This is a genomic window from Pedococcus sp. P2_D9, assembly GCF_056404275.1.
On sequence record NZ_JBFUEI010000003.1, the window covers coordinates 259,168 to 271,917 of the forward strand.

Genomic DNA, 12,750 nt, shown 5'->3' on the forward strand with positions numbered 1-12,750 from the left:
GGAACGTCAGGCCTCACCGAAGTACGACTCCACCAGCCTCTTCGGCGCCTTCGCCGCCCACGCATCCGTGATGACCTCGGCGAGCTCGGCGCGGGTCAGCCGGCCGAGGTCGCGCTGGCGCAGCAGCACTGCGTTGTAGCCGTCGAAGTGCGGCGTCGTGAACCACGGGCCGTCGCCCTCGACCAAGGCCTCCTTGTCGCTCTGGTCGGCGACGACGAACATGATCACGTCCTGCATCCGCTCACCGGTCTCGGGGTCGACGGCATCCGGGCGCGGCTCCCGGAAGTGCAGGAACGACTTCTTCCGCACCGTGTAGGCCGGGTTGCCCCACGACTTCCCCTCCTCCGCCTCGGGCAGGGACAGGGCGATCTCAGCGAGGTCCGACAGCTTCGCCTTGCGTGCGGCCATGACGGCGACGCTACGCCGACTGTCCGCCCCGCGCGTCGGCCTCGGAGACCAGCGCCTGGATCGACGGCAGGAGGGCGAGCCCGTTCACCAGGACCGAGAAGACCAGGAACCCCACCGCCCAGCCGTGGTGTCCCGCCGCCCACAGCCCGGCACCAGCCAGCCCGAACACGAGCACCTTGGTCACCGGCCGCACGACAGAGCCACCCCGGGGCGCCTTGGGTGACGCGAACGTCCACCACACCGCGACCACGACGAGGGGCATCGCGGTCGCGAGCAGCGCCCCGCCGACGTGGCTGCCCCAGACGGCAGCCGCCGCGGCAGCGAGCAGCTCGTCGACGAACACCAGTGCCAGCACGAGCCAACCGAGAGCCTTCACGTCACCTCCGCGTGGTCCGCCCTTGCAGGCGATGGGGTATGCCGCGCGCTCACCCAGCGGTGACCCCGCGGCATACGGGTCAGTCGAGGTGGTTCAGTCGAGGTAGTCGACCAGCGCGGGAGCCGCGCCGATGTAGCTCTGGGGGGTCAGCTCGGCGAGGCGCTTCGCGACGTCGTCGGGAAGCCCCAGGCCGGCGACGAACTCACGCAGGTCGTCGCCGGTGATGCGGCGGCCACGGGTGAGCTCCTTGAGGCGTTCGTAGGGGTTCTCCATGCCCGCGACGCCCTGGGCGCCCAGCGCCCGCATGGCCGACTGGATCGGTTCGCCGAGGACCTCCCAGTTGGCGTCGAGGTCGGCGGCCATCGCGGCGGGGACCGCGTCGAGCCCGGCCAGTCCCCGCGCGGCGTTGTCGATGGCGAGCAGTGAGTGGCCGAAGGCGACTCCGATGTTGCGCTGCATCGAGGAGTCGGTGAGGTCGCGCTGGAGCCGGCTGTTGACGAGGGTCGAGGAGAGCACGTCGAGGAGTGCGTTGCTGACCTCGAGGTTGGCCTCGGCGTTCTCGAAGCGGATCGGGTTGACCTTGTGGGGCATCGTGCTCGACCCGACGGTGCCCTGGCCGCGGACCTGGGCGAAGTAGCCGAGCGAGATGTAGGTCCAGACGTCGGTGCACAGGTTGTGCAGGATCCGGTTGAAGCGCGCGATGTCCGCGTAGAGCTCGGCCTGCCAGTCGTGCGACTCGATCTGGGTCGTGAGCGGGTTCCACTGCAGACCCAGGGACTCGACGAACTCACGGCTCAGGGTCGGCCAGTCGGCATCAGGGACGGCGGCGAGGTGCGCGCCGTAGGTGCCGGTCGCGCCGTTGAGCTTGCCGAGGAACTCCGCTGCACCGATGCGTCGCAGCTGGCGGCCGAGCCGGTGGGCCAGCACTGCCAGCTCCTTGCCCATGGTGGTCGGCGTGGCGGGCTGGCCGTGGGTGTGCGCGAGGAGGGGCACGTCGCGCAGGTCGGACGCCATCGTCGCCACCGACTCGACGAGCTGGGTGGCGCGCGGCAGCCAGACCTCGGTCACGGCCCCCTTGACCATGAGCGCGTAGGACAGGTTGTTGATGTCCTCGCTCGTGCAGCAGAAGTGGATCAGCTCGGCGAGGCCGCGGTCCTCGTCACCCGGGGCGATCGCGGTGAGGCGACGCTTGAGGAAGTACTCGACGGCCTTGACGTCGTGCTGGGTCTCGCTCTCGATCTGTGCCAGCTCGGCGATCTCGTCGGCACCGAAGTCCTCGACGACCTGGCGCAGCCGCTGCTGTTCCGAGTCGGTCAGGGCCCGGACGCCGGGGAGGACCTGGTGCGTGGTGAGGAAGATCAGCCACTCCACCTCGACCCGCACCCGCTCCCGGTTGAGCGCCGGTTCGGAGAGGTGGTCGACGAGGGCAGCCACCACACCGCGGTAGCGGCCGTCGAGGGCGCCCAGCGCGATGGGAGGGGTCGCGTCAGCAAGCGAAGCCATGGCGACAGTCTCCCAGAGTGGCGAGAGCGCTGTGGACGCGGTCCGGCGCGGTCGGTGGCTGTCGCCGGCCACGTGTCTTGCCGCGGCGCGCGGTCCGGGGAGCGGCGGCATACGGTGAACACCATGCGATACACCACCCTCGGCCGCAGCGGCACCGTCGTCTCCACCCAGTGCCTCGGCACCATGACCTTCGGCGCCGAGGCCTCCGAGGCGACGTCCGGCGCGATCCTCGAGGCGTTCGTCAAGGCGGGTGGCAACTTCGTGGACACCGCCGACGTCTACGCCGAGGACGGTGAGTCCGAGGCGATCATCGGCCGCTGGCTCAAGGCCCACCCCGAGGATGCGAAGAACGTCGTGATCGCCACCAAGGGCCGCTTCGGCATGGGCGACGGCCCCAACGACCTCGGGCTCTCGCGCCGCCACCTGCGGCGCGCCCTCGACGACTCGCTGCGCCGGCTCGGCGTCGATCACGTCGACCTCTACCAGATGCACGCCTGGGACGCGCTGACCCCGGTCGAGGAGACCCTGCGGTTCCTCGACGACGCGGTCGGTGCCGGCAAGATCTCCTACTACGGGTTCTCGAACTACCTCGGCTGGCAGGTCACCAAGGCCGTGTTCACGGCCCGCGAGCACGGGTGGACCGCCCCTGTGACCTTGCAGCCGCAGTACAACCTGCTGGTTCGCGACATCGAGCACGAGGTCGTCCCCGCCTGCCTTGACGCAGGGTTGGGGCTGCTCCCGTGGTCGCCGCTCGCGGGTGGGTGGTTGACCGGCAAGTACCAGCGCGACGCGACCCCGACCGGGGAGTCCCGGCTCGGCGACGACCCGACCCGGGGCATGGAGGCGTGGGGACCGCGCAACGCCCAAGAGCGCACCTGGGCCGTCATCGACGCAGTCGGTCAGGTCGCGGCCGAGCTGGACGTGAGCTCCGCACAGGTCGCCCTCGCGTGGGTCGGGGCGCAGCCGGGCGTCACCTCGGTCATCCTCGGTGCCCGGACGGTCGAGCAGCTGGGCGACAACCTCGCGGCGGCCGACCTCGAGCTGAGCCGCGAACACGTCGAGCGGCTGTCCGCGGTCAGCGCCCCGCAGGTGGACGACTACCCGTACGGCGCCGCAGGCGTGGACCAGAGGCACCGCGGCCTGACCGGCTGACGCCGCCCGGACCGCTCCTTGCGGCGGGCTGTCCGGTCAGGCGAACCCGTAGCGGTCCAGGGCAGGCACCAGGTCCTCCTCCTCGGAGGACAGGTGGTCGAGCAGGGTCGTCGACAGGCGGTCGACGACGCGCTGCAGCTCTACGGTCGCCGAGCCCCCTGAGGCTCCCGACACCAGGCCGACGAGGGCGTCGTCCAGCTGTTCGAGCACGTCGTGGATGACGAGGTGCTCGGCCTCCAGGCGGTCGAGCACCGGGGCGAGGGCCGGGTCGCTTCGTCGCAGGTGGGGAAAGACCGAGCGGTCCTCGAGGGTGTGGTGTCCCGTGACGAAACGGCAGTACTGCGCGCAGTAGGCCCCGAGCGTCCAGTTGTTCTGCCGCATGGTCAGCTCGTTGATCGCGGTGCGTGCGCGGTGCGCCTGCTCCTCGCCGGCCACCACCTGCTCGACGATGTCGCGCAACCGGCTGAGCTCGGCCCGCAAGCCGTCGTGCACCTCGACGAGGTGGGCGCCGGCCCCTGAGGCAGCTGGCGTCGCTGCGCCCCGGGTATGCCGGGCGGTCACCGCGCCCTCGTACCGCACCTCGATCGGTGGGTCGGAGTCCGCGGGCACGGCGGCCCGCCGTGCCCGTTCGGCCTCGACGAGCTCCCGCGTGGCAGGTGCCACCTCGGTCGCGAAGCGCTGGACGTCCGCCAGGGAGGACACCGGCGCGATGAACGTGCTCATCCCCTCCTCCAGCGTGAGGTCGGCCAGCTGTTCGGCGCCGGTCCGCGGGCCGATGTTGTAGAGCCGGCGGATCTCGGCCGGGTCGCGACCGGCCTTGCGGGCCGCGTCGTCGATGGTCTGGTTCATGCCCCGCAGAGCCGACGGCGCGGCATACCCCATGTTCGGGAGCCAGCCATCGGCCACGGTGCCGGTGAGGCGGAGCATCCGCGGCTTGAGGGCACCCAGCCAGATCTCGACCGGGTGCGCGGGAGCCGGGCCGGGATGCAGGCCCACGACGCGGTGGTGGTCCCCCTCCACCCGCACGGACGGTGCCCCTGCCCCGGCCCACACCTCCCGGATCACCGCGATCGCCTCGGCCAGCGCCTCGACCGACTCACCCGGGGACAGGCGGGTGCCGCCGGCGGCGACGATGGCGTCCCAGAAGGCACCCGCGCCGAGGCCCAGCTCGACGCGTCCGCCGCTGAGCCGGTCGAGGGTCGCGACGCTGCGGGCCAGCACGACCGGTGGCCGCAACGGCAGGTTGGCGACGTTCAGGGCGACGCGGACCGAGGTGGTACGGGCGGCGATGACCGTCAGCAGGGTCCAGGCGTCGAGGTGCCTGGCCTGGTACGGGTGGTCCTGGATCGTGACGAGGTCCAGGCCGCCGACGTCGGCGGCCTCGCTGAGCTCGAGGGTCAGGTCGGCAGCGGTGGCGTCAGGGCTCGGGAAGATCCCGAACTGCAGGTCCTGCCCGTAGTCGGTCATGGCATCCCTCAGCTGGTCGGCATGGTGGTGGACTCACCGTAGGCGGCAGGGCGCTCGTAGTCGCCCAGGACCTGGGCCAGCGCGAGGTGCCGCCGGGCCTGTTCGTGCTGCGACTGACGCTGCAGGGTGCGTCCGAGCAGGAGGTGGAGGTAGCCGTCGTCGGGGGCGTCCTCGACGAGTCCCCGCACCACCGCCTCGGCACGCCCCAGCTGGGCGGAGCCGAAGTAGGCACGAGCCAGCAGGGTTCGGAGCTCGGCCGTGCCGTGCACGGTCTCGGTCGCGTCGGACTCGTCGACCAGCTCCTTCAACGCGATGGCCGCGGCGCCGTAGTCACCGGCGTCGACCAGGCCGCGAGCCCACTCGAGCCGGAGGATGAAGGGAGTGCTGGTCATGCTGGTCCTGCTGGTCATGGTCATGCCCGCACAACACTAGTTCGATATTCAACTATTCCGCGCGACGAGCTGGCGGCGGACGTGCTCCACGACGCCGTCGGCGGCCGCGACCACCTCGGCGTACGTCTGGTCGAACGCCGAGTCGTCGCCGTACCAGGGGTCGTCCATGTCGAGTGCCCCCGATCGCTTCGCATCCGGGTCGAACGAGCGGAACAGCCTGAGCTTGGCTCGCTGCTCCTCGGTGCGGGCGAGCCTGGTCAGCTCACGCAGGTGCCCCGCGTCTGCGGCCAGGACGAGGTCGACGTGCGGCAACCAGGATGCCTCGAACCGTCGGGCAACGTGGTCACGTCCCCCGAAGTCGTCGTGGCCGTTGCGGGCGAGCACCGCCAGGGTGCGCGGGTCGGCCGGGCTGCCGACCTCCCACGAGTGTGTGCCGGCCGAGTCGACGACGACGGCGTCCCCGAGGCCGGCCCGCTCGAAACGCTCGCGCAGCACGAACTCGCCCATCGGGGAGCGGCAGATGTTGCCGGTGCAGACGACGGTGACCCGATAGGGACGGTGGGGTGCCAGCTGTTCTGCCATGCGTCCATTCAACGACATTGCTGTCCAACGACCTCGGCCTGGTCCGGTGGCGACCCGCCTGACGTGCGTCAGCCCACGTCGGCGGGCAGCTGGCTCTGCGTCTGGGCCGCATAGGCGGTACGCAGTGCTCGACGTGCGCGGTAGGACAAGGCCCTCAAGCCCGTGGGCGTCGTGCCGAGCAGGTGTGCGGCCTCGGCGACGCTGAGCTCCTGGACCTCCGTGAGCAGCAGCACGTCCCGCCAGCGCGGAGGCAGGCTGTTGAGGGCGGCGCGCATCTCGTCGTGCCGCTCCCGGGTGAGGACATCGTGGTCCACTCCCGGACGCGGGTCGGGAACTGCGAGCAGCGTCTCGTCCGCGGCGACCGACGGCGCGTAGCGATGGCTGCGCCGCCGGATGTGCGCGACGGACAGGTTGCGGACGGTCACGGCCAGGTAGGCCAGCGCGTTGTCGTCGGGTCCGTGCCCGGTCGCCAGCGCGTGGAGCATCTTGGCGAAGGCTTCGGAGACCAGGTCCTGGGCGGAGTAGTCGGCGAAGGCGCGGCGCCGCGCCATCCGGATCAGGGCCGCGTGGTGACGGGAGTACAGCTCGGCAACGGCTCCCGTGTCACCGTGGCGGGCGGCGGCCAGCAGCGGCGCGTCGGAGGGCAGCGGCGCGTCGGAGGGCAGGGGCCGGCTCGACGGGTGAGCAGCCGCATCGTGCCGAGAAGGTGCATCGTGCCGAGAGAGGGCATCGGCCCAGGGGTGTGCGTAGGCGGGCATGGCGGTATGGCTCCAGGTGCTGCTCAGGTGGTCGGTCAAGTGGGGCGGTGCTCGCGGACCCTGGCTGAGCCGGGCCGGGAGTGACTGGTCAACAGCACTCAGTGGTCGAGCCACCTGTTGCCTGCTGCCGTCGATCGGCGCACGACGAGGATGACATCGCGGCCGACGCCACACCTTGGGCGCTCGTACGGAAATGGCGCGCGGTGGTTGGTCCCTGGACCAAGGAGTCAGGGGTCTTTCCGCATATCCGCGACATTTCGCCGCTCGCGCCGACGTCGGGGCCAGGGTGCGGTCGATGGGGGGTCAGGCCGGGCTGTCGACCTCGTCCGCCAGATCGGCGGTGGCTACGCGGAGGGAGAGCCAGAGCCGCACGTGGGGGTCGTCGAGGTCCACGTGGAACTCGTCGACGAGTCGGGTCAAGCGGTAGCGGACGGTGTTCTTGTGCACGTGGAGGGCGTCCGCCATGGCAGAGATGTTGCCGTTCGTCGAGCAGTACGCGCGCAGGGTCTGGAGGTAGTCCGTCTGGTGCCGGCGGTCGTGCGCGCTGATCGTCTCGACCGCGTCACCCTCGCCGAGCTCGTGGTCGGTGATGAACTCGTGGACCTTGAGGATGTTGAGGGGTATGCGGTGGTCCTCGAAGAGCGCCACTGACCCGAGCGCCGGGGTGCCTGAGGGTGCCGACGTCCGGTTCCACAGGTACGCGAGCGTGTCCATCGCCTCCCTCCTGGACTTCGGGAGGGCGTCGACCGACGTCGCGGTGCTCCCCACCGCCGCGACCATGGGGAACGAGCTGATGGTGTGGGCGTGGGACGCCACCTCCTGCACGACGCGACGGTGTCTGGCACGGGCGCCCTCCCCGGATCCGGTGAGGACGGCATACACGGTCGACTCGATGAGCGCCGTGGTGCTCTGGGTGACGTAGACGTCGCACACCGTGGAGACCAGGTGGAGGAGCCGGTGCGTCTCCCGCGCCAGGTCCAGCCGCGCCGGATCGGGCCGCACGACCGAGAACGCCGCGACCGCAAGGCCGCCTCCCGGGCGCAGGCCCAGCTGGGCCGCTGCGAAGGCGGCGTGCGCGGGATCCTCCATGAGGGTTCTCAGGAGGTCGGCGTTGCGTCGCTCGCCGAAGTCGGCCGCCGAGCGCGCGTGGAGCATGTGCAGCCCGATCAGCGGAGCGATCCGGTCGAGGGCGTCGAGCGCTGCCGCCCGCTCGTCCCCTCCCGGGTCGATGACCCACACGGACCCCAGCAGCTCACCACCGGCTCGGACCGCCAGGGCGAGCCGGTCGGAACCACCCTCGTGCAGCGGGATGTGGACCGCTCGCGGGGAGGCGTAGACCACCTTGTAGTCGTCGTCGAACGCCGGAGGGGTGGTCTCCTGGAGGGCCAGCGTGGTCGCCCTGCGCAGCTCGTCGATCTCCTGCCCAGGGAGCGTGGAGTAGCCCAGGATCTGCCCACGCGGGTCGACGATGCTGACGGCACCGTCCGTGATCGACGCGATGGTGTTGGCGAAGGCATACAGGTCGCCGAGCCGGGCACCGGAGACGGAGTCCGCGGCAGCCCCGGTCACCGAGGCCCTGGCGACAGTCGCCAGGCGCGACCAGTCGGCCGAGTCGGGGGCGACGAGCACGGCGAGGCTGTGGCGGACACCTGCCTCGCGGAGCTGCTCGACCGAGGCGCCGTGGGCTTTCACGACGACGGCCGCTGCGTTGCTGTTGGCCGCCCGGTGCAGCAGCTGGTCGAAGTCCGGCGTGCCGACCGCGATGCCCACCGCGAGGATGATGCGGTCGTCGCTGTTGGTCCAGTCGTCCAGCGGGTCGTACATGAGGACGTCGGAGACCCGGTGCTCGAGGGTGTCGGTCGTGGGATTGGCATGCAGGAGCTCGGCATGCGTGAGCTCGATGAAGTCGGCAAGGCGGACGACCTGCGCGTCGGGCGCACCTGTTGCGGCTGCATCGATTGCAGCGGCTGCATCGGGTGCGTCGGCACGTGTCGGCTCAGTGGCCTCGTCCACGCTTGGACGTTATCACCAGCGCGCCTCCGTTCTTCTGTTCTTTCCTCCATGACCTGAGTCGCTCGTCTGGGACACGATCTGGACCCAACCCGGATCGGCGAGGACGGAGGCAGTGTGAGACTCAGCGACATCAGGGCACTGGTCACGGTGCAGGGCCCCCCGACCACGCGGTCGGAACGCCTGTCCCGCAAGTACTTCAGCGTCGAGGACATGGGGCGCGCTGCCGGCCGTCGACTGCCCCGCAGCGTCTTCGACTACCTCGAGGGTGGCGCCGAGGACGAGGTGTCCCTGCGGCGCAACCGCACCTCCTTCGACGACTGGACGTTCGTGCCCCGCTGGGGCTCGGTGGCTGACCTCGACCTGGGCTCACGGCTCCTGGGTGGCCCGGTCGCCCTGCCGCTCACGCTCTCCCCGACCGGCGGCACGCGGCTCTTCCACCCTGACGGCGAGATCGGGGCCGCCCGCGCTGCCCGTGACGCGGGGATCCCCTACGGCCTGGCACACCTCAGCACCACCACCATGGAGTCGGTCAGTGCGGGGACCCCCGGCCTGCGGCGGTGGTTCAACCTCGAGCCCACGAGGGACAAGGTCGCCCTCCAGGCCGTTCTGGACCGGGTTTCGCGGGCCGGCTACGAGGCCCTGCTCGTCAATGTCGACTGTCGGGCCATCGGGCACCGTGAACGCGACTACCGCAACGGTTTCACCGCACCCCCATCGATCAAGCCGCGGACCCTGGTGGAGGGTGCCCTGCACCCCGCGTGGAGCGTGGGCTTCCTGAGACAGGACGCGATCGCCTTCCCGAACCTCGACGCCACGATTCCCGAGGGTCCACTGGCCAGTTCACCGGCCATGTGGCGCACCCTCCTCGCGGGCAGCTACGAACCCACGGACTGGACCGACCTCGCCGAGCTCAGGGACCGCTGGGCCGGTCCCATCGTCCTCAAGGGGTGTGTGAACGCGGCCGACGCCGTCAGGGCCGCCGACCTCGGCATCGACGCGATCCAGGTCAGCAACCACGGCGGGCGCCAGCTCGACCACATGGCTTCCCCCCTCGACGTCCTCCCGGAGATCGTCCGGGCGACCGCCGGTCGGGTCGAGCTCATCGTCGACGGAGGAATCCGGCGCGGCTCCGACGTGGTCAAGGCGATCGCGCTCGGTGCCACCGCCTGCTCGATCGGCCGGCCGTACCTCTATGGCTTGTCCGTGGCCGGAGAGGCGGGCGTGGCCCACGTCCTGCGCCTCTTCCGCGAGGAGATGACTCGCACCATGGCGCTGCTCGGCGTCACGACGATCGACGAGCTCCGCGCGAGAGGTCCTGAGCTGCTCAGGCACCGCGGCGACGTCGTCACCCCCACCCCAGCGCGAGTGGACCGTCCACTCGTCGACACCCCACGGGTCCGTACCGGCTCCGCGGGCGAGAGGAGCACCGCATGAACACGTCGACCCTGCCCGGCTCGGCCCGGCGCCGCAGGTCGATCGGCTCGATGAGCTCCATAGGCTCGATCGCGGCCGCCCTGAGCGCGCTGCTGCTGACCGCCTGTGGTCCGGGCGGCACCGCCACGGCGGACGCACACCCCGCCACGGCGGACGCACACCCCGCCACCGCGGGCCCCACCCTTGCAGTCGACGCCTCGGCCGCAGGGCTCCTGCCGTCCTCCATCAAGGCGAGCAAGACGCTCCGCGTCGCGATCCCGACCAACGAGCCGCCGGTCCAGTTCTACCGCGCCGGCACCAAGGAGATGACCGGGATCAACCCGGACCTGGCGCGCCTGCTCGGGCAGGCCCTCGGGGTCACGGTGGAGATCAAGGTCGTGAACTTCGACCAGATCATCCCCGGGATCGCCGCAGGGCGGTACGACCTGACGGTCTCGTCGATGACCCCCACCGCTGAGCGGATGAAGGTGCTCGACTTCGTCGACTACATGCAGATCGGCACCTCGGTGGCAGTCCCGAAGGGCAACCCCCTGAAGCTCGACCAGAACTCGTTGTGCGGCAAGGCAGTCGGAGTGCTCACCGGTTCCTACCAGCTGACGGTCGACGTGCCGACCCTCGACAAGGCCTGCTCGGCAGCCGGTAAGCCTGCGATCAGGACGGCCCAGTACCAGGACACGCGTCAGGCGGTCTCGGCCCTCACCAGCGGACGGCAGGAGGCCGTGCTCGCGGACTCGCCGATCCTCAGCTACGCCGCCAAGCAGAGCCCCGCGATCGCCGTCGCGTCCACATTCGAGCTCGCGCCGGTGGGCGTGGGCATGCCGAAGTCCTCCGGACTCGTCAAGGCCGTGGCGGCAGCCCTGAGCTCCGTGATCACGACCCCGGCGTTCCAGCAGGCCCTGGGCACCTACGGGCTCGAGTCCGCCGCCCTCCACGACGCCCGCGTCAACTTCGCGCAGTAGGAGGAGTCATGCGCGAACAAGTCGCCGGAGGCGTTGTCGACAGCGTGTCTGGCCCGACGCAGGAGGTGCCGACAGTGGTACCCCTGCGGCACCCGGTGCGCACCGCGATCGGCCTGCTCCTGCTGGTGTCGGCTGTGGGAGTGGGGTGGGACATCGCCGAGAACCCCGGTTACCACTGGGACGTCGTGCTGTCGTACCTCTTCGCGCGCCCGATCCTCGAGGGTGCCGGTCTCACCGTCGTGCTCACCGTGGTCGCCGAGGCCGTGGGGATCGTCCTCGGCACGGGGCTGGCCATCATGCGCCTCTCGGCCAACCCGATCGTCAGCACGGTGAGCCGGGGCTACATCTGGTTCTTCCGGGGAACGCCACTGCTGGTGCAGCTGGTCTTCTGGTACAACACCGCCGCCCTCTACCCGACCATCTCCATCGGCATCCCGTCCGGCCCGTCGTGGGAGATCGCCTCCGCGAACTCCCTGATCACGCCGCTGGTTGCCGCCGTCGTGGGCCTCTCGCTGAACGAGGCGGCATACATGGCCGAGATCATCCGCGGCGGGATCCAGTCGGTGGACTCTGGTCAGTACGACGCCGGCCGGGCGCTGGGGATGAACGGCCAGCAGCGGATGCGGCTCGTCATCCTGCCGCAGGCCATGCGGGTGGTGCTGCCGCCCACCGGCAACCAGGTCATCTCGATGCTCAAGAGCACCTCGCTCGTCAGCGTCATCGCGATCGCCGACCTGCTCTACCAGGCCCAGATCATCTACTCGGAGAACTACCAGACGATCGCACTGCTCATCGTCGCCAGCCTGTGGTACCTCGCCATGACCACCGTCCTGACCTTCTTCCAGACCAGGCTCGAACGGCGCTACGGCCGAGGGTTCGACACCTCGTCCTCACGGGCTCGCCGCGCCTGGAAGGGATTCGCACGATGAGCAACCCCATGGTGGAAGCGGTCGGGGTCCGCAAGGCCTTCGGCGACACGCAGATCCTCAAGGGCATCGACCTCACTGTCGAGCGTGGATCCGTGACCTGCCTGATCGGGCCCTCCGGCTCAGGGAAGACGACCTTCCTGCGCTGCATCAACCATCTCGAGAAGGTCGACGCCGGTCGGCTCTCCGTGGACGGGCAGCTGGTGGGTTACGCCGAGCGGAACGGCCGCCTCCATGAGATGAAGGAGCGCCAGACCGCACGATCCCGCCTCGATGCCGGCATGGTGTTCCAGCGCTTCAACCTGTTCCCGCACCTGACCGCGCTGGAGAACATCGTGGCGGCCCCGGTGAACGTCCTTCGACGCCCGCGGGACGAGGTCGCCGCCGAGGCGCTCGAGCTGCTCGCGCGGGTGGGCCTGGGCGATCGCGGCAGCGCCTACCCGCAGCAGCTCTCCGGTGGTCAGCAGCAGCGGGTCGCCATCGCCCGGGCGCTGGCGATGAGGCCGAAGCTGATGCTCTTCGACGAGCCCACGTCCGCCCTCGATCCCGAGCTGGTCGGCGAGGTGCTCGACGTCATGAAGTCGTTGGCCGAGGCCGGGATGACGATGGTCGTCGTGACCCACGAGCTCGGTTTCGCCCGACAGGTCGGCGACCAGGTCGTGTTCATGGACCAGGGCGTCGTGGTCGAGAGCGGGCCGCCCCAGGTCGTCCTGGGTGCCCCCAGCCACGACCGCACCCGAGCCTTCCTCTCGAAGGTCCTCTAGCCCCCCGCCCGAACGG

General features: G+C 70.5%; 13 protein-coding genes. 5 read left to right on the plus strand and 8 right to left on the minus strand.

The features are described from left to right. Positions 1-6 precede the first annotated feature (6 nt). From AC1DXJ_RS06245 to purB, 3 genes are all read right to left on the minus strand, one after another. Positions 7-408 (minus strand): MmcQ/YjbR family DNA-binding protein, encoded by a 402-nt coding sequence (locus AC1DXJ_RS06245; protein ID WP_477636561.1) that lies wholly within the window; start codon positions 406-408, stop codon positions 7-9. Positions 409-418: 10 nt separating this feature from the next. After that, complete coding sequence (locus AC1DXJ_RS06250; RefSeq protein WP_477636562.1) at positions 419-784, minus strand: DUF2568 domain-containing protein; 366 nt, start codon at positions 782-784, stop codon at positions 419-421. Between the two features lie 93 nt (positions 785-877). Beyond that, on the minus strand, positions 878-2,287 hold the full coding sequence (purB, locus tag AC1DXJ_RS06255; RefSeq protein ID WP_477636563.1) for an adenylosuccinate lyase: 1,410 nt from the start codon (positions 2,285-2,287) through the stop codon (positions 878-880). A gap of 123 nt (positions 2,288-2,410) precedes the next feature. Here purB and AC1DXJ_RS06260 point away from each other — a divergent pair, with 123 nt between their 5' ends. Next, positions 2,411-3,439 (plus strand): aldo/keto reductase, encoded by a 1,029-nt coding sequence (locus tag AC1DXJ_RS06260; protein WP_477636564.1) that lies wholly within the window; start codon positions 2,411-2,413, stop codon positions 3,437-3,439. Between the two features lie 36 nt (positions 3,440-3,475). Here the strand turns inward: AC1DXJ_RS06260 and AC1DXJ_RS06265 are convergent, their stop codons facing one another. The 5 genes from AC1DXJ_RS06265 to AC1DXJ_RS06285 all read right to left on the minus strand — a co-directional run bounded on the left by AC1DXJ_RS06265 (position 3,476) and on the right by AC1DXJ_RS06285 (position 8,651). Continuing rightward, positions 3,476-4,906 (minus strand): LLM class flavin-dependent oxidoreductase, encoded by a 1,431-nt coding sequence (locus AC1DXJ_RS06265; protein ID WP_477636565.1) that lies wholly within the window; start codon positions 4,904-4,906, stop codon positions 3,476-3,478. 8 nt (positions 4,907-4,914) lie between these two features. After that, on the minus strand, positions 4,915-5,298 hold the full coding sequence (locus AC1DXJ_RS06270) for a tetratricopeptide repeat protein (protein WP_477632934.1): 384 nt from the start codon (positions 5,296-5,298) through the stop codon (positions 4,915-4,917). Positions 5,299-5,346: 48 nt separating this feature from the next. Further along, positions 5,347-5,880: a low molecular weight protein-tyrosine-phosphatase gene (locus tag AC1DXJ_RS06275; protein WP_477636566.1), complete on the minus strand. Its 534-nt coding sequence runs from the start codon at positions 5,878-5,880 to the stop codon at positions 5,347-5,349. A gap of 68 nt (positions 5,881-5,948) precedes the next feature. Then, positions 5,949-6,638, minus strand: a complete 690-nt coding sequence (locus tag AC1DXJ_RS06280; protein ID WP_477636567.1) for an RNA polymerase sigma factor — start codon at positions 6,636-6,638, stop codon at positions 5,949-5,951. Positions 6,639-6,941: 303 nt separating this feature from the next. Continuing rightward, complete coding sequence (locus AC1DXJ_RS06285; protein WP_477636568.1) at positions 6,942-8,651, minus strand: PucR family transcriptional regulator; 1,710 nt, start codon at positions 8,649-8,651, stop codon at positions 6,942-6,944. Between the two features lie 114 nt (positions 8,652-8,765). Between AC1DXJ_RS06285 and AC1DXJ_RS06290 the strand changes: the two genes are divergently transcribed. From AC1DXJ_RS06290 to AC1DXJ_RS06305, 4 genes are read left to right on the plus strand one after another with little or no spacing between them, the layout of a single operon-like run. Then, entirely contained in the window at positions 8,766-10,085 is a 1,320-nt protein-coding gene (locus tag AC1DXJ_RS06290) for an alpha-hydroxy acid oxidase (protein WP_477614342.1), read from the plus strand. Next, positions 10,082-11,044, plus strand: a complete 963-nt coding sequence (locus tag AC1DXJ_RS06295) for an ABC transporter substrate-binding protein (RefSeq protein WP_477636569.1) — start codon at positions 10,082-10,084, stop codon at positions 11,042-11,044. The genes AC1DXJ_RS06290 and AC1DXJ_RS06295 overlap by 4 nt, the downstream gene beginning before the upstream one ends. Before the next feature lie 8 nt (positions 11,045-11,052). Next, positions 11,053-11,973 carry an amino acid ABC transporter permease gene (locus AC1DXJ_RS06300; RefSeq protein WP_477614344.1) on the plus strand — a complete coding sequence of 307 codons (921 nt, stop codon included), beginning with the start codon at positions 11,053-11,055 and terminating at the stop codon, positions 11,971-11,973. Beyond that, positions 11,970-12,734: an amino acid ABC transporter ATP-binding protein gene (locus AC1DXJ_RS06305; protein ID WP_477636570.1), complete on the plus strand. Its 765-nt coding sequence runs from the start codon at positions 11,970-11,972 to the stop codon at positions 12,732-12,734. The genes AC1DXJ_RS06300 and AC1DXJ_RS06305 overlap by 4 nt, the downstream gene beginning before the upstream one ends. Positions 12,735-12,750: the final 16 nt, after the last annotated feature.

Excerpts from the sequence above, each read along its gene's own strand:
- AC1DXJ_RS06280 (WP_477636567.1), bottom strand. The coding sequence starts at position 6,638 with ATGCCCGCCTACGCACACCCCTGGGCCGATGCCCTCTCTCGGCACGAT.
- purB (WP_477636563.1), bottom strand. The coding sequence starts at position 2,287 with ATGGCTTCGCTTGCTGACGCGACCCCTCCCATCGCGCTGGGCGCCCTC.
- AC1DXJ_RS06245 (WP_477636561.1), bottom strand. The coding sequence starts at position 408 with ATGGCCGCACGCAAGGCGAAGCTGTCGGACCTCGCTGAGATCGCCCTG.
- AC1DXJ_RS06265 (WP_477636565.1), bottom strand. The coding sequence starts at position 4,906 with ATGACCGACTACGGGCAGGACCTGCAGTTCGGGATCTTCCCGAGCCCT.
- AC1DXJ_RS06300 (WP_477614344.1), top strand. The coding sequence starts at position 11,053 with ATGCGCGAACAAGTCGCCGGAGGCGTTGTCGACAGCGTGTCTGGCCCG.
- AC1DXJ_RS06275 (WP_477636566.1), bottom strand. The coding sequence starts at position 5,880 with ATGGCAGAACAGCTGGCACCCCACCGTCCCTATCGGGTCACCGTCGTC.
- AC1DXJ_RS06305 (WP_477636570.1), top strand. The coding sequence starts at position 11,970 with ATGAGCAACCCCATGGTGGAAGCGGTCGGGGTCCGCAAGGCCTTCGGC.
- AC1DXJ_RS06295 (WP_477636569.1), top strand. The coding sequence starts at position 10,082 with ATGAACACGTCGACCCTGCCCGGCTCGGCCCGGCGCCGCAGGTCGATC.
- AC1DXJ_RS06270 (WP_477632934.1), bottom strand. The coding sequence starts at position 5,298 with ATGACCAGCACTCCCTTCATCCTCCGGCTCGAGTGGGCTCGCGGCCTG.
- AC1DXJ_RS06260 (WP_477636564.1), top strand. The coding sequence starts at position 2,411 with ATGCGATACACCACCCTCGGCCGCAGCGGCACCGTCGTCTCCACCCAG.